General features: G+C 61.8%; 24 protein-coding genes and 2 pseudogenes. 22 read left to right on the forward strand and 4 right to left on the reverse strand.

Going from position 1 to position 23,778, the window contains the following annotated elements:
* Positions 1-179 precede the first annotated feature (179 nt).
* The 4 genes from B5G42_RS12820 (at position 180) to B5G42_RS12835 (ending at position 3,784) form a co-directional block, all read left to right on the forward strand.
* Complete coding sequence (locus B5G42_RS12820) at positions 180-392, forward strand: cold-shock protein (protein WP_009259878.1); 213 nt, start codon at positions 180-182, stop codon at positions 390-392.
* A gap of 200 nt (positions 393-592) precedes the next feature.
* Positions 593-2,263 (forward strand): formate--tetrahydrofolate ligase, encoded by a 1,671-nt coding sequence (locus B5G42_RS12825; RefSeq protein ID WP_087271117.1) that lies wholly within the window; start codon positions 593-595, stop codon positions 2,261-2,263.
* Between the two features lie 55 nt (positions 2,264-2,318).
* The gene (locus B5G42_RS12830) at positions 2,319-2,936 is read left to right on the forward strand and encodes a cyclodeaminase/cyclohydrolase family protein (protein ID WP_087188709.1); all 618 of its coding nucleotides are present in this window, start codon (positions 2,319-2,321) and stop codon (positions 2,934-2,936) included.
* On the forward strand, positions 2,936-3,784 hold the full coding sequence (locus B5G42_RS12835) for a bifunctional 5,10-methylenetetrahydrofolate dehydrogenase/5,10-methenyltetrahydrofolate cyclohydrolase (RefSeq protein WP_087271121.1): 849 nt from the start codon (positions 2,936-2,938) through the stop codon (positions 3,782-3,784). Before B5G42_RS12830 ends, B5G42_RS12835 begins: the two co-directional genes overlap by 1 nt.
* 37 nt (positions 3,785-3,821) lie before the next feature.
* On the opposite strand, the gene B5G42_RS12840 is transcribed toward B5G42_RS12835, so the two are convergent.
* A complete protein-coding gene (locus tag B5G42_RS12840) occupies positions 3,822-4,766 on the reverse strand; it encodes an alpha/beta hydrolase (protein WP_087271124.1) in 945 nt (314 codons plus the stop codon).
* A gap of 167 nt (positions 4,767-4,933) precedes the next feature.
* Here B5G42_RS12840 and B5G42_RS12845 point away from each other — a divergent pair, with 167 nt between their 5' ends.
* Both B5G42_RS12845 and B5G42_RS12850 read left to right on the forward strand, forming a co-directional pair.
* Positions 4,934-6,238 (forward strand): hypothetical protein, encoded by a 1,305-nt coding sequence (locus B5G42_RS12845; RefSeq protein ID WP_087271127.1) that lies wholly within the window; start codon positions 4,934-4,936, stop codon positions 6,236-6,238.
* Positions 6,239-6,250: 12 nt separating this feature from the next.
* A complete protein-coding gene (locus tag B5G42_RS12850; protein ID WP_087271130.1) occupies positions 6,251-6,955 on the forward strand; it encodes a DUF6320 domain-containing protein in 705 nt (234 codons plus the stop codon).
* Positions 6,956-7,016: 61 nt separating this feature from the next.
* Here the strand turns inward: B5G42_RS12850 and ppk1 are convergent, their stop codons facing one another.
* Together ppk1 and B5G42_RS12860 are read right to left on the reverse strand one after the other, a co-directional pair.
* Complete coding sequence (gene ppk1, locus B5G42_RS12855; RefSeq protein ID WP_087271133.1) at positions 7,017-9,161, reverse strand: polyphosphate kinase 1; 2,145 nt, start codon at positions 9,159-9,161, stop codon at positions 7,017-7,019.
* Positions 9,151-10,065, reverse strand: coding sequence for a hypothetical protein (locus B5G42_RS12860; RefSeq protein WP_087271135.1), 915 nt, complete (start codon positions 10,063-10,065; stop codon positions 9,151-9,153). Before B5G42_RS12860 ends, ppk1 begins: the two co-directional genes overlap by 11 nt.
* Positions 10,066-10,413: 348 nt before the next feature.
* Between B5G42_RS12860 and B5G42_RS12865 the strand changes: the two genes are divergently transcribed.
* Positions 10,414-10,824 (forward strand): DUF3783 domain-containing protein, encoded by a 411-nt coding sequence (locus B5G42_RS12865; RefSeq protein WP_087271138.1) that lies wholly within the window; start codon positions 10,414-10,416, stop codon positions 10,822-10,824.
* A gap of 1 nt (position 10,825) precedes the next feature.
* Positions 10,826-11,329, forward strand: coding sequence for a GreA/GreB family elongation factor (locus B5G42_RS12870; protein WP_087188701.1), 504 nt, complete (start codon positions 10,826-10,828; stop codon positions 11,327-11,329).
* 42 nt (positions 11,330-11,371) lie between these two features.
* On the opposite strand, the gene B5G42_RS12875 is transcribed toward B5G42_RS12870, so the two are convergent.
* Entirely contained in the window at positions 11,372-12,739 is a 1,368-nt protein-coding gene (locus B5G42_RS12875) for a PLP-dependent aminotransferase family protein (RefSeq protein WP_242961223.1), read from the reverse strand.
* Here B5G42_RS12875 and B5G42_RS18200 point away from each other — a divergent pair.
* The 14 genes and pseudogenes from B5G42_RS18200 to thrH all read left to right on the forward strand — a co-directional run bounded on the left by B5G42_RS18200 (position 12,738) and on the right by thrH (position 23,771).
* Complete coding sequence (locus tag B5G42_RS18200) at positions 12,738-12,905, forward strand: hypothetical protein (RefSeq protein ID WP_162611103.1); 168 nt, start codon at positions 12,738-12,740, stop codon at positions 12,903-12,905. The genes B5G42_RS12875 and B5G42_RS18200 overlap by 2 nt on opposite strands.
* Before the next feature lie 53 nt (positions 12,906-12,958).
* A pseudogene (locus B5G42_RS12880) lies at positions 12,959-13,264 on the forward strand (sigma-70 family RNA polymerase sigma factor); the annotation flags it as partial.
* Between the two features lie 113 nt (positions 13,265-13,377).
* Entirely contained in the window at positions 13,378-14,580 is a 1,203-nt protein-coding gene (locus B5G42_RS12885; RefSeq protein ID WP_087271144.1) for an iron-containing alcohol dehydrogenase, read from the forward strand.
* A gap of 68 nt (positions 14,581-14,648) precedes the next feature.
* Entirely contained in the window at positions 14,649-15,077 is a 429-nt protein-coding gene (locus B5G42_RS12890) for a 4Fe-4S binding protein (protein ID WP_087271147.1), read from the forward strand.
* Positions 15,074-16,972 carry an aldehyde ferredoxin oxidoreductase family protein gene (locus B5G42_RS12895; RefSeq protein WP_087271150.1) on the forward strand — a complete coding sequence of 633 codons (1,899 nt, stop codon included), beginning with the start codon at positions 15,074-15,076 and terminating at the stop codon, positions 16,970-16,972. Before B5G42_RS12890 ends, B5G42_RS12895 begins: the two co-directional genes overlap by 4 nt.
* Position 16,973: 1 nt before the next feature.
* On the forward strand, positions 16,974-17,222 hold the full coding sequence (locus B5G42_RS12900; RefSeq protein ID WP_087271153.1) for a MoaD/ThiS family protein: 249 nt from the start codon (positions 16,974-16,976) through the stop codon (positions 17,220-17,222).
* 9 nt (positions 17,223-17,231) lie between these two features.
* Positions 17,232-17,948 carry a HesA/MoeB/ThiF family protein gene (locus B5G42_RS12905; RefSeq protein WP_087271155.1) on the forward strand — a complete coding sequence of 239 codons (717 nt, stop codon included), beginning with the start codon at positions 17,232-17,234 and terminating at the stop codon, positions 17,946-17,948.
* Between the two features lie 82 nt (positions 17,949-18,030).
* A complete protein-coding gene (locus B5G42_RS18890) occupies positions 18,031-18,156 on the forward strand; it encodes a hypothetical protein (RefSeq protein ID WP_275532452.1) in 126 nt (41 codons plus the stop codon).
* Between the two features lie 76 nt (positions 18,157-18,232).
* Entirely contained in the window at positions 18,233-19,627 is a 1,395-nt protein-coding gene (locus B5G42_RS12910) for a recombinase family protein (RefSeq protein WP_162611104.1), read from the forward strand.
* A gap of 24 nt (positions 19,628-19,651) precedes the next feature.
* Positions 19,652-20,143 (forward strand): annotated as a pseudogene (locus tag B5G42_RS12915) (sigma-70 family RNA polymerase sigma factor); the annotation flags it as partial.
* A gap of 74 nt (positions 20,144-20,217) precedes the next feature.
* Entirely contained in the window at positions 20,218-21,300 is a 1,083-nt protein-coding gene (locus B5G42_RS12920; RefSeq protein WP_087271160.1) for a hypothetical protein, read from the forward strand.
* Between the two features lie 187 nt (positions 21,301-21,487).
* Entirely contained in the window at positions 21,488-21,964 is a 477-nt protein-coding gene (locus B5G42_RS12925) for an Lrp/AsnC family transcriptional regulator (RefSeq protein ID WP_087271162.1), read from the forward strand.
* Positions 21,961-23,151: a pyridoxal phosphate-dependent aminotransferase gene (locus tag B5G42_RS12930; RefSeq protein ID WP_087271165.1), complete on the forward strand. Its 1,191-nt coding sequence runs from the start codon at positions 21,961-21,963 to the stop codon at positions 23,149-23,151. The genes B5G42_RS12925 and B5G42_RS12930 overlap by 4 nt, the downstream gene beginning before the upstream one ends.
* A 17-nt stretch (positions 23,152-23,168) precedes the next feature.
* Entirely contained in the window at positions 23,169-23,771 is a 603-nt protein-coding gene (thrH, locus tag B5G42_RS12935) for a bifunctional phosphoserine phosphatase/homoserine phosphotransferase ThrH (RefSeq protein WP_087271169.1), read from the forward strand.
* Positions 23,772-23,778 lie beyond the last annotated feature (7 nt).

A 23,778-nucleotide genomic window follows, 5' to 3' on the forward strand; every position in this document is an offset into this window, starting at 1 on the left:
ACCAAACGGTATGGATTTTTCTTGACGGGGACCCAGTTCGGTGTTATAGTATTCTGGTAGTCTAAATGTACGGCCTGAACTCACATTTTTGTAGTCATCGTCGCTTCTTCAGACGATGTCCGAAAATGTGAGTTTTCTTGTCATTTAGCGCGAAATTTTTTGCAGGAGGTACCATTATTATGTATCACGGTACTGTCAAGTGGTTCAACGAGACCAAGGGCTTCGGCTTCATCTCCAATGACGAGGGCGGCGACGACGTGTTCGTGCACTTCTCCGCCATCGTGTGCGACGGCTTCAAGACCCTCCAGGAGGGTCAGAAGGTGACCTACGACGTGGAGCCCGATCCCAAGAACGCTGACAAGCTGCGCGCTGTCAACGTGGTGGCCGCTTGATCGTAAGGATATAAAGCCACACAGAGCAGACCGACAAAACCTGTCGGTCTGCTTTTTTTCATTTCCGTTGACAAGCCGGGGAAAGAATGGTACATTTTATAAGATGAAACAGCGGAAATGAACTGAAACGCCGGTTTGCCAAGGATGGCTGAGCCGGCGCGTTTTCGTTGCTAAGCGGAAGGATGAAGGAGTGAAGGTCCATGAAAACGGATATCGAGATCGCTCAGGCCTGTGAAATGAAGCACATCCGGGACGTCGCCGCCCTGGCCGGGGTGGACGAGGAGTACCTGGAGTACTACGGCAAGTACAAGGCCAAGATCGACCTGAAGCTGCTGGCGGATCGGGAAGGCAGGCCCGATGGCAAGCTGGTGCTGGTCACCGCTATCAACCCTACCCCCGCGGGCGAGGGCAAAACCACCACCACCGTGGGTCTGGCCGACGGTATGCGGCGGCTGGGCAAGAACACCGTAGTGGCCCTGCGGGAGCCCTCCCTGGGCCCCGTGTTCGGCGTCAAGGGCGGCGCTGCCGGCGGCGGCTACGCCCAGGTGGTGCCCATGGAGGATATCAACCTCCACTTTACCGGCGATTTCCACGCCATCGGCGCGGCCAACAACCTGATGGCCGCCATGCTGGACAACCACATTCAGCAGGGCAATGAGCTGGACATCGATGTCAAACGCATTACCTGGAAGCGGTGCGTGGATATGAACGACCGCCAGCTGCGCAACATCGTGTGCGGTCTGGGTGGCCGGATGCAGGGTGTGCCCCGTGAGGACGGCTTCGATATCACCGTGGCCTCCGAGATCATGGCAGTGCTCTGTCTGGCCACCGGGCTGGGCGACCTGAAGGCCCGGCTGGGCCGCATGGTGGTGGGCTATTCCCGCTCCGGCGCTCCCATCACTGCCCACGACCTGAAGGCCGAGGGCGCTATGGCCGCCCTGCTGAAGGACGCCATCAAGCCCAACCTGGTCCAGACTCTGGAGGGGACTCCCGCCTTCATCCACGGCGGTCCCTTTGCCAACATCGCCCACGGCTGCAACTCTGTCATGGCCACCCGGGTGGCCCTCAAGATGGGAGACTACGCCATCACCGAGGCCGGCTTCGGCGCCGACCTGGGCGCGGAGAAGTTCCTGGACATCAAGTGCCGTCTGGCCGGACTGAAGCCTTCCGCTGTGGTGGTGGTGGCCACTGTCCGTGCCCTGAAGCATCACGGCGGCGTGGCCAAGGCCGATCTGAACAACGAAAACCTGGAGGCGCTGGAGAAGGGCCTGCCCAACCTGCTGCGCCATGTGGAGAACATTACCACCGTGTACGGTCTGCCCTGCGTGGTGGCCATCAACCGGTTCCCCACCGACACCGAGGCCGAGCTGAAGCTGGTGGAGGACAAGTGCAAGGCCCTGGGTGTCAATGTGGCCCTCAGTGAGGTGTGGGCCAAGGGCGGCGAGGGCGGCATTGCCCTGGCTCAGGAGGTCATCCGCCTGTGCGAGGAGCCCAACCACTTTGCCTTCGCCTATGAGCTGGATCAGCCCATCGAGGCCAAGCTGGCCGACATCGTGAAGAAGGTGTACCACGGCGACGGTGTGGCCCTCACCCCCGCCGCCAAGAAGCAGGCGGCAGAGCTCACCGCCCTGGGTTTCGGCGGCCTGCCCATCTGCATGGCCAAGACCCAGTATTCCTTCTCTGACGACCAGAGCCTGCTGGGTGCTCCCGAAGGCTTTACCGTCACGGTGCGCAACATCAAGGTGTCTGCCGGCGCCGGCTTCCTGGTGGCCCTCACCGGCGACATTATGACCATGCCCGGCCTGCCGAAAGTACCGGCAGCGGAAAAAGTGGACGTGGACGAGAACGGCCGGATCTCCGGCCTGTTCTAAAAGAAAACGCGGGCGGGTGGTAACACCCGCCCGCTGTAATGAGGAGTTGATTGCGATGAATACCGCCAACCAGACCTGCGGCGATTTTCTGGACGCCCTTGCCTCCAAAGCGCCTGTTCCTGGCGGCGGCGGCGCCTCCGCCCTGGTAGGCGCTCTGGGAGCGGCCCTGTGTACCATGGTGGGCAACTACACCGTAGGCAAGAAGAAGTATGCCGAGGTGGAGGAGGACGTGAAGGCCCTGATGGCCAAAGCAGAGGACCTGCGGGCTCGCCTGCTGGCTCTGGTGGACGCTGACGCTGCGGCCTTCGAGCCCCTGTCCAAGGCCTACGCCATTCCCAAGGATGCCCCCGACCGGGAGCAGGTGATGGAAGAATGCCTCCGGAATGCCGCTGCCACACCCATGGAGATCCTGCGCCTGAGCTGTGAGGCCATTGACCTTCACAGTGAGATGCTGGAGAAGGGGAGCGTGATGATGCTCTCCGATGTAGGCACCGGGGTGGTTTTCTGCTGGAGTGCCCTGTACGGCGCTGCCCTCAACGTGAAGGTCAACACCAAGAGTATGGCTGACCGGGCCTATGCTCAGGCTATGAATGAAGAAGTGGACAGTCTGGTGGAGCGGTATTGGAAGATCGCAGAGCGCGTTTATGAAGCAGTTCTGGGGAGGTTTGCCTGATGGCGGAACATTGGAAGGGGGTCCCTGTGGCCCAGGCTCTGACAGAGCGGCTGATCGTCAAGGCCAACCAGCTGAAGGTCCAGGGCATCGTTCCCACCCTGGCCATCGTGCGGGTAGGGGAGCGCCCTGAGGACCTGTCCTACGAGCGAGGAGCCCTGAAGCGGTGCGAAAAAGTGGGCATCCGTGTCAGGCAGTTTACCTTGCCAGAGGAATCCAGCCACGGGGACCTGATGGCGGTCATTGAGCAGATCAACGCGGACCGGGAGATCCACGGCTGCCTGCTGTTCCGGCCCTTGCCGCCGCAGATCGATGAGGCGGCCATCTGTGCTGCCCTGGACCCGGCCAAGGACGTGGACGGTATTACCGCCGGTTCGCTGGCGTCGGTGTTCACCGGCGGCGGCGCGGGCTATCCGCCCTGTACCGCCCAGGCCTGCATGGAGATTTTGGACTACTATGGCTGTGACCTCACCGGTAAGCGGGCGGTGGTGGTGGGCCGAAGCCTGGTGGTGGGCAAGCCTCTGTCTATGCTGCTGCTGGGGAAAAACGCCACCGTCACCCTCTGCCATACCCGTACCGCCGATCTGGCTGCCGAGTGCCGTCGGGCGGAGGTGCTCATCGCCGCCGCCGGACGGGCCAATATGATAGGCCGGGACCACCTGGCCCCCGGACAGCTGGTGCTGGACGTGGGCATCAATGTGGATGAGAATGGCAATCTGGTGGGCGACGTGGATTTTGCTGCTGCCGACGAGATCGTAGGCGCAGTGACGCCGGTGCCCGGCGGCGTGGGGGCCGTGACCACCTCGGTGCTGGCGGCCCATGTGCTCCAGGCTGCGGAACAAGCCAGATAACAGAAACAGGCGCTGCCGGTGGCAGCGCCTGTTTTTATTATAGTCCACCCATTAAGAAACTGGCGGCGTGTTCCATGGCCTCGTTGGCCTTTTTCATAGGGAAGGTCTGAAAGACGTGCCACATCTTGTCCCACACTTCCAGCTTGCAGGGCACGGAGGCCTTGAGCATCCGGTTGCGCAGGCGCACCGAGTCGGAGAGCAGCAGCTCGTTGGTGCCAGCTTGGATCAGGGTAGGGGGGAACCCGGTGAGATCGGCAAACAGAGGGGACAGACAGGGATCGGTCAAGTCCTCTCCCCGGGCATAGGCGTCCCGGGTGGCGTAGATATAGTTGAGGGTGAGCACGGGGTCGATGTCAGCCCGCTCCTGATAGGACTTGCCGCTGGCCGTCATATCGGTCCAGGGAGAGAAGAGGAGCAGTGCCCGGGGAAGCAAACGGCCCGCCTCTTTCAGCTTGTGGGTAAGCACCAGTGCCAGGTTGCCCCCTGCAGAATCGCCCGCCACAATGATGTCCCGGGCGCCGTAGCCCAGATACATCAGGTGGTCCCAGGCCTGGAGGGCGTCCTCCACAGCAGCGGGATAGGGGTGTTCAGGGGCCAGGCGGTACTCAAAGCTCATCACCTGCAATCCTGTGACCAGGGACAGCTTGGAGCCTAGGATGCGGGAGTAGCCCAGGGTGCCGCTGGTATAGCCGCCGCCGTGACAATAGAGAATGGCCTTCCTGCGGTCATAGCTCCGGTGAGGCCTGATCCAGGCACAGTTCATCTCGCCCAGGGAAAAGGGTTCCCAGCTCATGCCGCCCATAGGAGCCACCAGCCGGCCCAGCAGCTCCTGGCTTTTCCGCTGGCGGGCCAGATCTTCCACGTTCATGACCTCGGGGGTGGCGGCGCTGTGGATCGCCTTCAGTGCGCGCATGAAAGGGGCCAGACGCTGCTTTTCCGCCCGCTGTCCGGCCAGCTCCTGACGCTTGCTGTGGTGGCTCATAATGCCGTCTCTCCTTATTTCATGGTAATTCGATAAACTGCATTATACCACAGGGGAGAATGAAAGAAAAGAGGCGGGCGGGGCCTCTTTTTTGTGGAGAGATTCACTTTCCCTTGTGAGCGACAGAGGAATGTGGTATCCTTTTTTCAGGAAAGGGGGGGGGAGCCATGGCGGCAGCTCAGTCTGAACGCGGAGAAAAGAAGCACAAAGAGTGGTACCGGCTGGACAATGCGGCGGTGGTCTACTCCGCCATCCAAAAGGAACGGTATTCCGCTGTTTATCGCTTTTCCGCCGTGATGGATCAGCCGGTGGACCCGGAGGCCCTTCAGCGGGCGGTGGACAAGACCATGCCCCGCTTCCCCGGCTTCCGGGTGCGGATCAAGCCGGGGATCTTCTGGTACTACTCGGAGTTCAACGACGCTCCCGGCCCCTTTGTACAGAAGGATATCTCCAATCCGTGCCAACCCATACGTTTTGATCAGGGGGACGGATGGCTGGTGCGCTTTTTCTACTATGAGCGGCGTATTTCCCTGGAAGTCTTCCACGCCATCAGCGACGGAGGAGGCGCTATGACCCTGCTGCGGACCTTGCTGGCGGTCTATCTCCGGGAGCTGGGCTACCAGATTCCCAATACCTGCGGGGTGCTGGATGTGGATCAGCCCCCCAGGCCGGAGGAGCTGGAGGATGCCTACGCCCGGTACGCCACAGTAAAAGCCAGAAGCTTTACAACGCTGAAGAAGGCCTATGCCAACGCCGGTACGCCGGAGCCCTTCTATACCCTCAATGTAACCATGGGCTTCTGCTCGGTACGGCAGCTGAAAGAGAAGGCCAAGGAGCACGGGGCCTCTATCACGGAATACCTGACGGCAGTGCTGCTGAAGGTTCTGGTGGACAAGCAGCACCGGGAGGGGCCCAAAAAGGAATTGCCGGTGGCCCTGGCCATCCCCATCAACCTGCGGCCCTGGTTTCCCACGGAGAGCCTGCGGAACTTCATCCTCACCGTCCGGCCCTGCATCGATCCCAGCCTGGGGGAGTATACCTTTGAGGAGATTGTCAGCCAGGTCCATCACTATCTGCGGCTGAACATCAACCGGCAGCAGATGCAGGCAGAGCTGGCGGGCAATGTGAAGTTTGCCAGGAACAAATTCATTCAGATCATACCCATTGCACTGAAGAAGCCGGGTATCGCTTTCGGGTACTGGATGGCAGGAGTGCGGCCCTATTCCGGTACCTATACCAACCCCGGGCCCTTCCAGGTGCCGGAGGAGATGAAGTCCCATATCCGTCGGATGGAGGTGATTCTAGGGCAGGCTACCATGCCCCGGGTCCACTGTGCCTCCATCAGTTACGGGGACGAGATGGAAATTACCTTTGCCGGGACCCAGAGGGAGACGGATACGGAGCGGGAATTTTTCCGCTTTTTGGTGCGGGACGGCGTCCATGTCAAAGTGGAGAGCAACCGTACCCAATAAGGAGGAAGCACCATGTCCTATTGTGTTCATTGTGGAGTGGAACTGGACGCCACTGCCACGTTCTGCCCGCTGTGCCAGACAAAGGTGATAGACCCGGGTCGTCCGCCCGACACCACTTCTCCCAAGCCCTTTCCCACCGAGCGGGGAGAGGTGCCGCCCATCCCTAAGGGGGCGGTGGCGGCGGCCATTACCGCTATGCTGGCCTGTGTGGCGGTGGGATGCGGTCTGCTCAACCTGTTTCTGAAACCGGGGCGGGCCTGGTCTCTCTATGTGATTGGGGCCACCATCATGCTATGGCTGTGGATTGTGCTGCCCCTCCTCTTCAGACGACTGCCTCTGCTGGTCCGCAGCGTCATCAATGTGGCGGCGGTGGCCCTGTATGTCTACCTGATGTCGGTGGACCTGAATGGCCGGGACTGGTATCTGGGGCTGGCGGTGCCCATTATCCTGTGGGGAGGCGCGGTATGGCTGCTGCTCTCCCTGATGCTGCGGGTGTACCACCGCTCGGTCATCAGTACTGTCGCCATTCTTATCGGCAGCCTGGGGGTATTTCTCCTGGGTGTGGAATTTTTCATCGACCGCTGGCTTACTGGCCGGTGGGACCCCTCCTGGTCGTTGGTAGTACTTACTATCTGTGTGTGTACTGTGATCCCCCTGGTGATTATCCGGCGTATTCCCGCTGTCCGGGAAGAGGTACGCCGCCGGTTCCATACCTGAATTCAAATAGCAAGAAAGGCCGCCCGGCAGGGCGGCCTTTCTTGCGTAAAAATCAGGCTATTCAGAGGGACTCCCGGTGGAAAAGACGGTGGAAAAATCCCCCTCGCTTCTCCTGGGGAGCCGGGGCATTGGCAACGGCCCGGGCCTCCCGCACAGCTTGCTCCATCAGCGCCGCCTGGGCGTTGACAGCGGGGGCGCCCTCCTGGCGGGGCACCGGCGTGTAGCTGCCGTCGGGACCCATGTTGCGGGCCTTCACGTTATCGGAGCAGAACAGCTCCACATACTGCCGGATCTGACGGCGCACGTCCGGGTCTACTACCGGGCAGGCGATCTCCACCCGGCGCTCGGTGTTGCGGGTCATCAGGTCGGCAGAGCCGATGTAGAGGCGGGTGCCCTCTCCCACGCCGAAGGCGTAGATCCGGGGGTGCTCCAGGTAGCGGCCCACGATGGAAAAGACACGAATACGGTCGGTGAGGCCGGGTACGCCGGGCCGCAGGCAGCAGATGCCCCGCACGTTGAGGGTCACCGGTACGCCGGCCTGGCTGGCTTCAGCCAGCTTGTCGATCAGCTCCCGGTCGGTGACCGAGTTGACCTTGAAGAAGATGCGGGCGGGCTGGCCCTGACGGGCCTTCTCGATCTCCCGGTCCATCAGGCCCAGGATGCGGTTTTTCAGACTGTGAGGGGCCACCAGCAGCTGGTGATACTCACCGTGGAGGTTGGAGGTGGCCATATTCTGAAAGAACGCCGCGCCGTCACCGCCGATGGCGGGGCTGGCGGTCATGAGACAGAAGTCGGTGTACAGCTTGGCCGTCTTTTCATTGTAGTTGCCGGTGCCGATCTGGGTGATGTACTGGATGCGGCCCTTCTCCCGGCGGGTGATGAGGCAGATCTTGGAGTGGACCTTGTAATGCTCAAAGCCGTAGAGGATGGTACAGCCCGCCTCCTCCAGCCGCTGGGCCCAGGCAATGTTGTTCTGCTCGTCGAACCGGGCCCGCAACTCCATGAGTACCGTCACATCCTTGCCATTTTCCGCCGCTGCCGCCAGATACTCCACCAGCTTGGCGGTGGAGGCCAGCCGATAGATGGTGATCTTGATGGACAGCACAGACGGATCATTGGCGGCCTCCCGTACCAGCTGGAGGAAGGGCTCCATGGAGTGGAAGGGATAGAAGAGCAGCATATCCCGCCGTAAGATCTGGGGGATCAGCTTTTCGCCCTTGACCAGACCGGCGGGCCACTGGGGGGTATAGGGAGGATAACACAGGGCGGCGGCGCTCTCCTCGGGCAGCTTGCCTTCCAGGGAGTAGACATAGCCCATAATGAGGGGGCTTTTGGACCGGAAAACCTGCCCGGCGGTCAGATTGAGCCGCTGGCAGAGAAACTGCTGCAGTTCGGCGGAGGCCTCCCCCTGGATCTCCAGCCGTACGGGAGCCAGCCGGGCCCGCTTCTTCAGCACCTTCTGCATATGGGCCCGGAAGTCCTCACCCACATCGTAGTCCTCATCCTCGGGGCTGATGTCGGCGTTGCGGGTGACCGAGATGACGCACTTCTCCTCCACCTGATAGGTTTCAAAGAGCTGATCGGCAAAGTGAAGGACCACCTGTTCGGTGAGCAGGTAGCGTAAGCCCTGTTCCTCCAGCTGGAAGTAGGGAGGAAGGGCCTTGGGAATGGGCACCAGACCGAAGCAGCGGGTGTTGCCCAGCCGCAGGGTGAGGGCGATGGTCAGACTGTTGGAGGGCAGGTGAGGGAAGGGGTGGTGGCTGTCCACCACCATGGGGGACAGGATGGGCTGCACATAGTCCCGGAACCACCGCTCCACCTGCTTGCGCTCCTTGCCATCCAGCTCCCCGGGGGTCAGGTTGCAGATGTTGCAGGTCCGCAGCCGCTTCTCCAGCTGGGAGACGATCTTGTCCTTCTGCTTGTACAGGCCGGGGACCGTCTTGAAGATGGCCTGAAGCTGTTCAGTGGGGGTGAGGCCGCTCTTGCTGTCCACATGGGTCTGCTTGGACAGGGTCATGTCGTAAATGGAGCCCACCCGGATCATGAAGAACTCGTCCAGGTTGCTGGTGAAGATAGCGGCGAATTTCAGCCGCTCGAAGAGAGGGACGCTCTCGTCCTTGGCCTCCTCCAGCACCCGCTCGTTGAAGCGCAGCCAGGACAGCTCCCGTTCCTGGGTATAGCGTGTATCGATCTCTTTATTGGTCATGGCTTGTTCCCTCCATCACGCGGCGGAGCAGATAGCCCTCCCGGACGCCGCAGGTGCTGACCGATACGGTGGATACCTCGTAGGCGTCCAGAATGGCGGTGAGGATGGCCAAACCGGGCAGAATGGTGTGGACCCGGTCGGGTACCGAGCGCAGGATCTGCCGCAGGGTATCCTGATCGCCCTTTTTCAGCCCCTTGTACAGGGCATGGATCTCCCCAGCGGGGATGATCCGGTTGTCCGGATCTGCCCCGGACAGGTCGTTGCACAGCTTGGCGGCGGCCCGGAATGTGCCGCCCACGCCGGTCAGGTGGCTGCACTGCAGGCCGGCGGTTTTGGCCTTTTGCAGCTCCTCCTTTACGTCGGAGCGGATGGCTTTCCGCTCCTCCCTGGTGGGGAAGAGGCCGGAGACGTGTTTGGTAAAGAGGGACAGGGAGCCCATGGGCAGAGAGCAGCCCGACGTGATGGCCCCGTCCCGGTAGGCCACCAGTTCGGTGGAGCCGCCCCCCACGTCGGCCAGCATCCCGGAGCCCGGCGCGCCGCCGCCCACGGTGGCCCCCAGGAAGGAAAAGGCGGCCTCGTCGGCCCCTGACAGCACCTCAACCTTGATCCCGGTCACCGCCTCGATGGTCTCCAGGGCCTCCTCGGTGTTGACGATGTTGCGCAGGGAGGCAGTGCCGAACACATAGAGGTCGGCAATGTCGAAATTGCGCAGCAGAGCCTTGAAGCCCGCCAGTACCCGGCAGGCCACCAGGATGCCGCTGTCGGAGAGCAAGCCGTTCTTGATGTAGCCGGCCAGGCCGGCCATCTCCTTCTTGTTCATGAGGAGCTTGAACTTCTGCCCCTCCCAATGATAGATGGACAGGCGGATGGTGTTGGAACCCACATCCACGATCCCGCATTTCATGTGATGATACACCTCTCTTTAGAAGTCTAGTTTACGCGATTTCCGTAGCATTATCAATGGGATTTACAGAAGATTTACAAGCCTCATCCATGGTCCGGCGGGCGGCCACCAGAGCCAGGCCGTCCCCCAGGGTACAGAAAAAGCGGACAGAACAGCAAGTTCCTCGGCGGAGCAATTGTGAGCCAGCCGGGCGGCGGCCAGCGCGGCGGCAGCAAGCAGGGTTTCTCCGGAAGGCGGTGTGTACACAGGCCTCATCTCCCTTCTCTCCAATGTATGGCGGCGGGAGATGCGGGTTGACGGCGGCGGCGGATGTGGGTACAATGAGAAGAACGAAAGGGGAAGAAGCGTATGAATATGCCTCTCATTCTGCTTTATAATTTGGATACCCCCAAGGGGGCCAAGATCCGGCGGATGTGCCTGCCTCTGGGTCTGCGGACCCGGCTTGTGACACCGGAGGAGTATGGCCTGCCTCTGGGTGATCTGGTGGACGGCGCCGCACCGGAGACGCCCTGGACCGGAGAGACCTTTGGGGACGAGATGCTGGTGCTGGTCAACTGCACCGGCCCCCTGCTGGACCGGTTCCTCCAGGGCTTCCGGCGGAACAAGATCCCGGCAGTCTATCTCAAGGCAGTGCTGACTCCCACCAACCGGATCTGGAATTCGGTGGCCCTCCACGGTGAGCTGGTCAAGGAAAGGCAGGCCATTGCCCAGGGCCAGGGAGCCCACGCCGGGCAGACATCTGGGGAAGAGGGGAACTGACGTGCACAACGAACTGACTAAAAAGGACATTCAGATGATGCGGGAGGAGCTGGATTACCGCCGTATCCAGCTGCGCCCCCAGCTGCTGGAGGCGGTGAAGGAGGCCCGGGCCTTCGGTGACCTCAGCGAGAACTTTGAGTACAAGGCCGCCAAGCAGGAGAAAAACCGGAACGAGGGCCGCATCCGCTACCTGGAGAATATGATCCGCACCGCCAAGGTGCTGCCGGACGAGCCGGTGACCGACGGGGTGGGACTCTATGATAAGGTGACGGTATTTCTGGAGGACGAGGGGGACACTGAGACCTACCAGATCGTCACCACCATGCGGCAGGACGCCCTCCACGGGCTCATCAGCAAGGAGTCGCCCATGGGCAAGGCCCTGCTGGGCCGCAAGGTGGGGGAGACTTTCCACATCCAGGTCAACGACAACTACGGCTATGATGCTAAGGTATTGGCCATTGAGAAGGGAGAGGACGACGGTTCCGCTCCACTCACCGGATTTTAACGAAAAAAGGACGCATTGCACAGGCAATGCGTCCTTTTTTGTTCAAAAGCCCCAAGCGGATTTCAGCAGGGACAGGGCGGGGGCCATGTCCTCAGCAGCCACCCGGGTATAGCCCATGATGAGGGCTGGCGGCCGGTCTATGGGGGGCGGAGTCAGGTCGCAGATGGACAGGGGAGACACTCCAACACCCACCTCCGCCGCCCGGGCGGCCAGCTCCTGTTCATTCCATCGCCGGTCCATCCACAGCAGCAGGTGGAGGCCGGCGTCGCCTCCGTCAAAGGAACCCACCTGGGTCAGACCGGTGTCCCGGGCGGCGGCCAGCAGGGCCTCCCGCCGGGCTTTGTATCGGGTGCGGGTGCGGTTCAGGTGACGCTCAAAGTGGCCCCGGTCCATGAACCGGGCCAGGGCGTACTGCTCAAAGGAGGGGACGGTGGAGGAGTAGAACCAGAACTCCCGCCGCCACCGCTCCAGCAGGTGGGGGGGCAGCACCATATAACTGATGCGCAGGGAGGGAGCCAGACTCTTGGCAAAGGTATTGAGGTAGATGACCCGCTCCCCGTTGTCCAGACTTTGCAGCGCCGGAATGGGCCGGCCGGAGAAGCGGAACTCGCTGTCGTAGTCATCCTCCAGGATATAGCGCCCCGGCTGCTGGGCGGCCCAGCGCAGCAGGGCTTGACGCCGGGTCACCGGCATGATGATGCCCAGAGGAAAATGGTGGGAGGGGGTGACGTGGACCACCTGTACCTTGTGCCGGTCCAGCTCCTCCAGCACCAGGCCCTGGTCGTCCAGGGGGATGGGTTCCACCTGGGCCCCGCAGCTGCCCAGAATGCGGTGGGTCTTGGTGTAGCCGGGGTTCTCCACCCCGTAGCGGCCCTCCCGGCCCAGCAGCTGGACCAGCAGGCTGGTGAGCACCTCCGACCCGGCGCCCACCACGATCTGGGCCGGGTCCGCCCGGATGCCCCGGAAACGATAGAGGTGGGCGGCAATGGCCTCCCGCAGCTCGGGCACCCCCTGGGGATGGGGAGTGTTGAGCAGGGTGTCCTCCTGCTGAGACAGCACCTCCCGCATCAGCTTGGCCCAGGTGGCAAAGGGAAACAGGGCGGTGTCTACGGCGCTGGTGGAGAAGTTGTAGCGGAAGGTGGGCCGGGTGGGTTCCTCGGTTGGGGGCAGGGGAACGGTGGAGGTTCTGGCAGGGGTGGCCTCCGCTGCCTGCACAAAGAAGCCACGCTTGGGCTGGGAGCGGAGGTAACCCTCCGCCAGCAGCTGATTATAGGCTCCCTCCACCGTTACCACGCTGATTTTCAGGTGAGCGGCCAGGGCCCGCTTGGAGGGCAGCCGCTCCCCGGCGGCCAACCGCCCGGCCTCGATCTCCCCTCGGATGTGGCGGTAGAGCTGTTCATATAAGGGCATGGAAGCACTGCTTTCCAAAATAGGCGTGAGCATAGAGATCCTCCTGTCTGACCTGATTCTTCTTTTTGTTCAGTATAGCGGAAATGAGGTCAGAACACAAGAGATACCGAAGTCCATCGAAAGCGGTCCCACGATAAAAAAGATTGCCGCCGGGGCCGCCGTATGAAAGGAACCGTCGGGGACATACTGAACACAGACACAGAGAAGGAGGCAGGGGCCATGCAGGGAAAGGTTGAGATCTGCGGCGTCAACACGGCAAAGCTGAAGGTACTGAAAAACGAGGAGACCATGGAACTGCTCCGGCGGGTGAAGCAGGGGGACATGGAGGCCCGGGAACAGCTGATCGCAGGCAACCTGCGGCTGGTGCTGTCGGTGATTCAGAAGTTTTCCGGCCGGGGTGAGAACGCCGACGATCTGTTTCAGGTAGGGTGCATTGGCCTCATTAAAGCCATTGATAATTTCAACACCGATCTGGACGTGCGTTTTTCCACCTATGGCGTGCCGATGATAGGCATTTTGGGGAAATAGAAATACTTGAATTCAAACTCCAGGTTTCAGAATCTTGATTCTTGAGTAGGTTGGTGGTAAAATAAAGAAAACAAACCGCGGACCGCGGGCGGTCAGGAGGAGAGGATCTTATGAATACCACCATGTCAAAGCTGAGCGTGGCCGTGCGTAAACCGGTCATCAAAATCGTCAGCAAACCTACCCCTGTGACCTATATTGGGCCGGGCCGTGCCAAAGAGGCAGGCCGCCTGCTGAAAATGCTGGGCGCCAAAAAGACCCTGGTGATCACTGATTCCTTCCTCCACCAGTCCGGCCTGCTGGATGGGGTGGAAGAGAGCATCCGGAGTGCGGGCGTGGACCATGTTGTGTATGACGGGGTTCAGCCCGATCCCACCTTTGCCATTGTGGCCGAGGCCAAAAAGGCCTGCTCCGGCTGCGACGCCGTGGTGGCAGTAGGCGGTGGATCGGTGATGGACACCGCTAAGGCGGTGGCTGCCGCCGTGGCCAACCACACCAGCGCCGAGGCCCTGGCCGGAATGCTGAAGGTGCGCCGCCGGCCCCTGCCCCTTATCGCGGTGCCCACCACTGCCGGTACCGGCAGCGAGACCACCGTGGCCGCCATCATCTCGGACTCCGCCACCCACAGCAAAAAGCAGCTGCTGGACCCCAAGCTGGTGCCCATGTTTGCCATTCTGGACCCGGAGCTGACGGTGGGCCTGCCCAAGCACACCACCGCCCACACCGCTCTGGACGCCCTGACCCACGCCCTGGAGGCCTATGTGGCGGGCTACGCTGACGAGGAGACCGACCGCCAGGCCCGCATTGCCGTCCGGCTTATCTTCCAGTACCTGCCCAAGGTCCAGGAGGACCCGACCGATCTGGAGGGCCGGGAGGCCCTGCTCACCGCCTCCTTCTTCGCAGGTATGGCCTTTACCCGTACCTATGTGGGCTACGTCCATGCCTTTGCCCACACCATCGGCGGCAAGTTCGGCGTGCCCCACGGCCTGGCCAATGCGGTGCTGCTGCCCCATATCATGCGCTACTACCTGCCGGTGAGCTATAAGCGCTTTGCCGAGCTGGGCCGGATGCTCAAGCTGGGGATGCCGGGAGACAGCGACCAGATCAAAGCCACCCGCTTCGTAAAGCTGCTCTACAAGCTCAACCGGCAGATGGGCATTCCCACCCGGTTTGAAAAGTTCCCCGCCTCCGCCATCGAGGAGGTTATCGACATGGCCTTCCAGGAGTGCCACGGCACCTATCCGGTGCCCCGGTACTTCACCCGGGAGCACGCCCGCAAGCTGATGGAGGCGGTGTGCGCCAAGGAAGAGGCCTGAGTTCAGGCAGTCAAGCCCGCCCCGGCTGCGGGGCGGGCTTTTCTATGATGCGTGAAGGAGGGGTCTGGATGCCGTACCAGATCACAGAAAACTGCGTGGGCTGTACTCTGTGCGCCAAAAACTGTCCGGTGGAGGCCATCACCGGCACGGTCAAGCAGGTACATACCATTGATCCCGTCCGCTGTACCCAGTGCGGGGTGTGCGGCCGGGTGTGCCCGAGAGGGGCCATCGAGGGGCCCCTGCCCGGCCTCTACAGCCATAAAGTACCCAAAGAAAAGTGGACCAGACCGGTCATTGACACCAAGCTGTGTACCGCCTGCTCCATGTGCGTGCTTGCCTGCGGCTTCTCCTGCCTGTCCATCAGCCTGCCCCGGCAGAAGGGGGATCTGGAGGTATTTGCCCAGCTGAGCGCTCCGGACAGATGCGTGGGCTGCGGCCTGTGCGCCCGGGCCTGCGGCATCGGGGCCATCACCATGAAGGAAGGGGTGGGAGCATGATCCTGCCGGTCTATGCCCAAGTGGACCTGACCAATGGCCGGTGGCGGAAGTGTACCATCTCTGCCAGGCTGTTTGAGCAATATCTGGGTGGCAAGGCCCTGGGGGCCCGGCTGCTCACCGATCTGACGACCGCGGGGCTGGACCCCCTCAGCCCGGAGGCGGTGCTTATCGTCAACACCGGACCCATAAACGATACCGGCGCCCCCAGCTCCAGCCGGTTCAACATGACCTTTAAAAACGTCCTCACCGGCGGTATCGCCTCCTCCAACTGCGGCGGGCCCTTCGGGATGCTGCTGAAGAAGGCGGGCTTTGACGGACTCATTCTGTGCGGGAAGGCCCCGGAGCTGAGCATGGTGGTGGTGGAGGACGGCAAGATCCGCATTGAGACCTGCCCCCAACTCCAGGGCCTGGACACCGAGCGTACCCAGGAGGAGTTGCCGGAGCGGTACGGCAAGCTGGTCATCGGCCCAGCCGGAGAGAACGGGGTGCGCTTTGCCTGCGCCGCCAGCGGCGAGCGAGTGGCCGGGCGCTGCGGGGCCGGGGCGGTCATGGGCAGCAAGAATCTGAAAGCGGTCATTGCCTACGGCACCCGTGAGGTGGTGAAGGCCAATCCCGAGGGCTTCGAGGCCCACACCCGCAAGTGGGTCAAGCTGCTGAAAAAGCACCCCATGACCGGGGACAGTCTGCCTCGATACGGCTCGGCGGGTCTGGTGAGCAAGGCCAACGCCTCCGGCGTGCTGCCCACCCACAACTTTACCCGGGGCCGGTACGAGCACTACGAGGAGGTCAGCGGTGAGACCCTGGCGGATACCAAGCTCACCCGCAACAGCAGCTGCGTCAGCTGCCCCATCCGCTGCGAGCGGCGGGTGAAGGTAAAAGGCAAGGAGGTCAAGGGGCCGGAGTACGAGACCCTGGGCCTCTTTGGACCCAACCTGGAGAACCGGGACCTGGACCTTATCAATGAACTCAACTACAAGTGCGACCTGCTGGGCATGGACACCATCTCCCTGGCGGGCACCATCGCCTTTGCCATGGAGCTCCAGGAGAAGGGGATGGGAGATTTCGGCCTGAAGCCGGGCCAGCCCGAGGACCTGCCCCGGGTGGTGGAGGACGTGGCCTACCGCCGGGGTCCCGCCGGGGAGCTGTCCATCGGCAGCAAGGCCTTGAGCGAGAAGTACGGCGGCGCCGACTTTGCCATCCACGCCAAGGGGCTGGAGCTGGCCGCCTATGAGCCCCGGAAGAGCGTGGGCATGGGCCTGGGCTACGCCACCGCTAACCGGGGCGGCTGCCACCTGAATGGCGGTTATCTGGCTCTGTTGGAGTCGGTGGGGGTCATCAGCATGGACGCCCAGACCCCAAAGGGCAAGCCGGAGCTGACGGTGTTCTTCCAGAACGGCATGGAGGCGGCCTCCGCCGCCGGGTTCTGCCTGTTTACCATGCAGGCCATGATCCCCGGTATCCTGTTCAAATTTGGACCTGCCAGCTTTGTCTGCCGGGCGGCGGGCAAGGTGATGCTGTCCGCCCGGCCCCTGCTGGGGCAAATCTGGAAGTTCATGCCCTGGATCATGCCCATCAACTGTATGCTGGTGCCCCACAGCAAGTCCATCTCTCTGGTCACCGGCCTGCCCATGACCATCGGAAAATTCTTTACTGTAGGGGAGCGCAGCTACAATGTGGAGCGGTTGTACAACCTGCGGGAGGGTCTGACGGCGGCGGACGACGCCCTGCCCGGACGGCTCACTAAAACGCCCCAGGACCCGGACCGGCCGGACACGGTGGTGCCTCTGGATAAGATGCTGCCGGTGTACTACAGGGTCCGGGGCTGGGATTCCCACGGCGTGCCCACCGCCAAGCGGCTGAAACACCTGGGCATCCCCCTGCCGGAGGGGGGATAATATGGCGTTGGTGCGCTATCACGGCCGGTTGGCCGACCTCACCGGCTGCCGGGAGGAAACAATGGACGGGAACAATGTGTCCCGGCTGCTGGATCAGATCAAGAAGCGCCGCGGGGTTGAGGCCTACCGGCTGGCCAAGCGGAGCCACATCATTGTGGACAAACGCTCCGCTGGGGCGGAGAAGGGCTTCCGTACCCCCACGGGACCGGACAGCGTGGTGGAGTTTATCCCCGTGTGCGGCGGCGGTTAGGAGGGTACTGTGGAACTGGAGCGATACCGACGGCAGCTGGCCATCCCGGAGATCGGGGAAGAGGGCCAGCACAAGCTGGCCGCCTCCTCGGTGCTGGTGGTGGGAGCCGGGGGCCTGGGAGGCCCGCTGCTTTACGCCCTGGCCGGTGCTGGGGTGGGGCGGCTGGTGGTGGTGGACGGGGATACCGTCTCCCTCAGCAACCTGAACCGGCAGTTCCTCTTTGACCAGGCCGACCTGGGCCGCCCCAAGGCGGAGGCGGCCGCCCGGCGGCTGTCCGCCTTCAACCCGGACCTGCGGGTGGAGGGGGTGGAGGCCTGGCTGGACGAGAAAACTGGAATGGAGCTGCTGGCAGACTGCCAGCTGGCGGTGGCGGCGGTGGACAATCTGCCTGGCCGGCTTGCCCTCAATGCCGCCTGCGCTCAGAATAATATTCCTCTGGTCAATGGTGGGGTGGAGGGCTGGTACGGCTCGGTGATGGCGGTGGAGTTTGGGAAAACTCCCTGCCTGTCATGCTGCTATGCCGGGACCGCGCCGGAGGAGGGTGGTCAGGCCCTGGGGGCAGTTACCGGAGCGGTGGCCTCCCTGATGGCTACCGTTGCCCTCCAGATGCTGCTGGGGCACAATCCCATCCCGGGAGAAATGTTGCTCTACGACGGCAAGCGGCTGGAGCTGGATCGTGTGCCGGTGGAGCGGGGCACGGGCTGCCCCGTCTGCGGAATATGTTGATGGAAGGACCTGCTGTGAAAACGGCAGGTCCTTTTGTCTGCCTTCGGACAAAAGCGGGCACACTGAGAGCGGAGGCGATACCATGGAAGTGCGACGCTATGTGAACGGCAAGCCGGTGTCCGGCAAGGATTTGCCGCCCCAGCAGGTGGAAAATCCGGTGCTGGTCCGTCTGCTGCGGCAGGCCAGGGCCAGAGGACGGAAACGGTGATAGAAGAAAAAGGAATTGCAGCGAATAGGGACAATCCGGTACAATGGACCCCATGACACAGCATCAGGAGAGAAATATGACGGAACTTGTGGAAAACCAGCCCCTGCGGGCCCTCTATATCCGGGTGTCCACCGAGGCCCAGGCGGAGGAGGGCTACTCCATCCAGGCCCAGACCGAGCGGCTGGAGGCCTACTGTAAGGCCATGGGGTGGGACAACTACCGCTGTTACACCGATGGCGGCTACAGCGGCAGCAATCTGGACCGGCCGGAGATGACCAGGCTCATCGCCGATGCCCGAGGCGGGCAGGTGGCCACGGTGGTGGTGTTCAAGCTGGACCGGCTGTCCAGGAGCCAGAAGGATACCCTCTACCTCATTGAGGATGTGTTTCTGCCTCACGGGGTGGATTTTATCTCCCTCAATGAGAGCATTGACACCTCCACCCCCTATGGCCGGGCCATGATCGGTATTCTGTCCGCCTTTGCCCAGCTGGAGCGGGAAAACATCTACCTGCGTACCCGGATGGGCATGGTGGAGCGGGTGCGGCAGGGCTACTGGATGGGGGGCGGTGGGGTGCCCTTCGGCTATGATTACGACCGGAGCACCGGCATCCTGGTACCCAACGCTGACGCCCCCCGGGTGCGGCAGATGTACGAGCTCTATCTGAAGGGGTGGTCCGCCCAGCGGATCGCCCACAGAATGGGGCTGAAATACGACAAGCTGGTGACCCAGATCCTCACCCGCAAGAGCAACATCGGCCTCATCTCCTACAAGGGGGAGGAGTACCAGGGTCTTCACCAGCCCATCGTGCCCGAGGAGCTGTTTTATCTGGTTCAGGACCGGATGAAGGAGCGGGCTACCAAGCACCGAGCTGCCGGAGGGGGTCACCTGCTCACCGGACTGGTGTACTGCGGCGCTTGCGGCGCCCGGATGCGATACATTCGCTGGGGCAAGAATGGCTATAAGCTGCGCTGCTATGGCCGGGACCCCTCCAAGCCCCATATGAAGAAGGGCGACAACTGCCAGGCTGAGGCGGTGTGGGCGGAGGAACTGGAGGAGCAGGTGCTTCACGATCTGTTCCAGGTGTCCGCCCGGCTGGGGGAGGAGATTGACCCCGTCCCCGATCCCCTGACCCAACTGGAGGGGGAGATGAACAAGCTGGAGAGCAAGCTGCGGCGGCTCTACCAGCTCTTTGCCGAGGGGGAGGACCCGGTGCTGCTGGACGAGGTGCGGGAGGTGCGCCGGCAGCTGGAGATTCTGCGGCAGGACTATGAGACCGAGCAGGCCACCTGCCGCCGGGCCGCCCGGCTGGAGGACCTGCGGGAGCAGGCGGCGGGCATCAAAGACAGCTGGCCCAACCTCACCCCGGAGGAGCGGCAGGCGGTGATCCGGGACTGCGTGGAGCGCATCGTGGTGGAGGGGCCCAAAGTGGAGATCTACTACACCTTTTTGCAGTACGGAGCGGAGTCATAGACGATTTTCCCTAACGGTAGTATCGTGCCGATGATTGTTGGGGAAATCCGCCGCTATCTCCGGGACAATTCCTCCCTTCGGGTGTCCCGGTCCATGCGGGACACCGCCTACCGGGTACTCCAGGCCAAAGAGAAGTTCATGAACGAGCACCAGCGGGAGCCCAGCATGGAGGAGATCGCCAAGATGCTGGAGCTGAAGCGGGAGGACGTGGTATTTGCTCTGGATGCCATCGTGGACCCGGTGTCCCTCTACGAGCCGGTGTACGAGCACGGGGGAGATACCATCTGCGTCATGGATCAGGTCAAGGACTCCAAAAACACCGATGAGAGCTGGCTGGAGCACATCGCCCTGAAGGAGGCCATGGAGCGGCTCACCGATCGGGAGAAGCGGATTCTGCGGATGCGCTTTTTTGAGGGCAAGACCCAGATGGAGGTGTCCGCCGAGGTGGGCATCTCTCAGGCTCAGGTCTCCAGACTGGAAAAAAGTGCAATAAACCGGATGAAAAAGGATCTCTGAAGAACAGATTGCGGATTTGGGGCCGTCATGATACAATGGAGGTGACAAAACGACGGAAAGGAGTTCTGATTCCCATGAGCTTTGTACTGCCTGAGTATCATGCCCCTGATTTTACCCAGCCCATGTTCCAGAACGCCCCCAGCGTAACCTTCCACCCCGCCCCCCGGGACGGTGTGGCGCCCGAAGGCTACCACGCCACCAGTATTTTCCCGGAATACTTCAAGGTCAACGGAGAGTGGCTGCTGGCCGAGGAGAGCCGCATGGACTGCGTGGCCGTCCTGCGGGATGGCAAGATTGCCGTGGTAGAGTTCCGCAACCTGAAAGAGGGCGAGCCGGTGGTAGTAGGCCGGACGGAGGATGCCTCGGAGGGCATCTATATCTACGCCGATGGCTTTGAGACGGAAAAAGGGGAGCAGGAGACCTTCTCCTTCCGTCAGGGCCGCTCCAGGGAGACCGCCTACTCCATGGATTACGACTCCATCTATGAACTGCTCCGCCATGAGAAGGACCACGGGCGCATTTTGTGGGTCATGGGCCCCGCCTGCGCCTTTGACCACGATGCCCGGGACGCCTTTGCCGCTCTGGTGCGGGGTGGCTATGTCCACGGCCTGCTGGCGGGCAACGCCCTGGCTACCCACGATCTGGAGGCGGGCTATCTCCGCACTGCCCTGGGCCAGGACATTTACACCCAGAAGAGTATGCCCAACGGCCACTACAACCACATTGACACCATCAACGCTGTCCGGCTGGCGGGGTCCACCGCCGCCTTCGTCCATTCCGGCAAGGTGAAAGACGGCATCATCTACGAGTGCGTCAACCACAACGTGCCCTTCGTACTGGTGGGCTCCGTCCGGGACGACGGCCCCCTGCCCGAGGTGTACGGCAATGTGTATGAGGGCCAGGATGCCATGCGGGCGCTGGTGAGGAACGCCACCACCGTGATCTGTATGGCCTCCACCCTCCATACAGTGGCCACCGGCAACATGACTCCCTCCTACCGGGTGGTGGACGGGGTGGTGCGCCCGGTCTATTTCTATTCCGTGGATATTTCCGAGTTTGCGGTGAACAAGCTGCGGGATAGAGGCAGTCTGTCGGTCCGTACCATCGTCACCAACGTGCAGGACTTTGTGGTCAACGTCCGCAAGGGCGTGCTGTAACAAGCGCATAAGGCCCCGGGGCTTTTTGCCCCGGGGCTGTCTTTTTGCATGGAAATGGAAGACAGACGGCCCGCGAAGTTTCCATCTGTGCTCTTGTATTTCCAGAACCGTCCGTATATAATATCATATAATAGGCCTTTTACAGACCTGTATGAATTGCTGATTTTAAGAAGGAGGGAGCACAGCCATGAAATTGCTCCAGCTTTTGGAACAAGACTGCACTCTGACCCCCGAGCAGCTGGCATCTATGGCCAATATGTCCGTGGAGGACGTAAAGGCGGAGATCAAGCGGTACGAGGAGGAAAAAATCATTTTGGGCTACAAGGCCATCGTGGACTGGGACCGTACCAACCGGGAGGCAGTCACAGCCCTCATCGAGGTCAAGGTGACCCCTCAGCGGGGCGAGGGTTTTGACCGGGTGGCCGAACGGATCTACCAGTACGATGAGGTGGAGAGCGTCTACCTGATGAGCGGCGCCTTTGACCTGACCGTCATCATCTCCGGCCGCACCCTGAAGGAAGTGGCCCAGTTTGTGGGGGAGCGTCTGTCCACCCTGGAGGATGTGACCGGTACCGCCACTCATTTTATCCTGCATAAATATAAGGAAAAGCATCTGATCTTTGAAAAGCAGGAGAAGCAGCCGAAGGAGTGGATTTTCTCATGAACTACGACGAGATACTGAGCAAGCGCATTCAGGATATCAAGCCCTCCGGCATCCGGCGCTTTTTTGACATTCTGGAGGAGATGAAGGACGCCATCTCCCTGGGCATCGGCGAGCCCGACTTCGTCACCCCCTGGCATATCCGGGATGCCGGCATCTACTCCCTGGAGAAGGGCTTTACCAAGTATACCGGCAACGCCGGTATGGCGGAGCTGCGGCGGGAGATTGCCGCCTATCTGTCCCGCCGGTTTGATCTGCACTATGACTTTGCCCATCAGATCATCGTCACTGTGGGCGGCAGCGAGGCCATTGATCTGTCCCTGCGCTGCCTGCTCAACCCCGGCGACGAGGTCATCGTGCCGGTTCCCTCCTTTGTCTGCTACGGCCCCCTGGCCTCTATGGCGGGGGGTACCCCGGTTTATGTGGAGCTGAAGGCGGAGAATGAGTTCCGCCTCACCCCTGAGCAGCTGAAGGCCGCTATCACCCCCCGCACCAAGGTGCTGGTGCTGCCCTTCCCCTCCAACCCCACCGGCGGCATCATGGGCCGGGAGGATCTGGAGGCCATTGCCGAGGTGCTGCGGGGCACCAACATCATGGTGCTCTCCGACGAGATCTACGCCGAGCTGACCTACGGCCAGCACCACGTCTCCATGGCCAACCTGCCTGATATGTACGACCGCACCATCGTGGTCAACGGCTTCTCCAAGAGCCATGCCATGACCGGCTGGCGGATGGGTTACGTTTGCGGGCCCGCCCCGGTCATCAAGCAGATGCTGAAACTCCACCAGTTCGGCATCATGTCCGCCCCCACTGTCAGCCAGTACGCCGCCATTGAGGCCATGCGCAACGGCGACGGCGACATCGAGCATATGCGGGACGAGTACGACGGCCGCCGCCGCTATCTGGTGGAGGGTCTGCGCCGCATTGGCCTGCCCTGCTTTGAGCCCAGAGGGGCCTTCTATGTGTTCCCCGACATCCGGGGCACCGGTCTGACCTCTGACGAGTTCTGTGAGCGCTTCCTGATGGAGGAGAAGGTGGCTGTTATCGCCGGTTCCGCCTTCGGCCCCGGCGGCGAGGGCTTCGTCCGCTGCTGCTACGCCACCTCCATGAAGGATATTGCCGAGGCCCTGACGCGTATGGACAACTTCCTGACCAACCTGAAGAAAAAGCAGGCCAGAGAGCAGGAATAAGAAAAGGAGGAGAGGATATGTACATCACCTGTCTGGATATGGAGGGCGTTCTGGTCCCTGAGATCTGGATCGCCTTTTCCGAGGCCACTGGTATCCCGGAGCTGCGCCGCACCACCCGGGACGAGCCTGACTACAACAAGCTGATGCAGTTCCGTCTGAATATTCTGAAAGAGCATGGACTGGGCCTGAAGGAGATCCAGAATACCATCGCTACTATCGATCCCTTGCCCGGGGCCAAGGAATTTCTGGATGAGCTGCGCTCCTTCAGCCAGGTGATCATCCTCAGCGATACCTTTGAGCAGTTTGCACAGCCCCTGATGAAAAAGCTGGGCTGGCCCACTCTGATGTGCAACACCCTGGAGGTGGCCGACGACGGTACCATCACCGGCTTCCAGATGCGCTGCCCCCAGTCCAAGCTGACCACGGTGAAGGCCCTCCAGTCCATCGGCTACGACACCATCGCCGCTGGGGATAGTTTCAACGACCTGGGCATGATCCAGGCCAGCAAGGCGGGCTTCCTCTTCAAGAGCACCGACCAGATCAAGGCCGATCATCCGGAGCTGCCCGCCTACGAGGAATTCCCCGATCTGCTGGCCGCCATCCGGAACGCGATGGACTGAGTACCAC

The sequence above is a fragment of the Flavonifractor sp. An91 genome, from assembly GCF_002159225.1.
Lineage (GTDB): Bacteria > Bacillota > Clostridia > Oscillospirales > Oscillospiraceae > Flavonifractor > Flavonifractor avicola.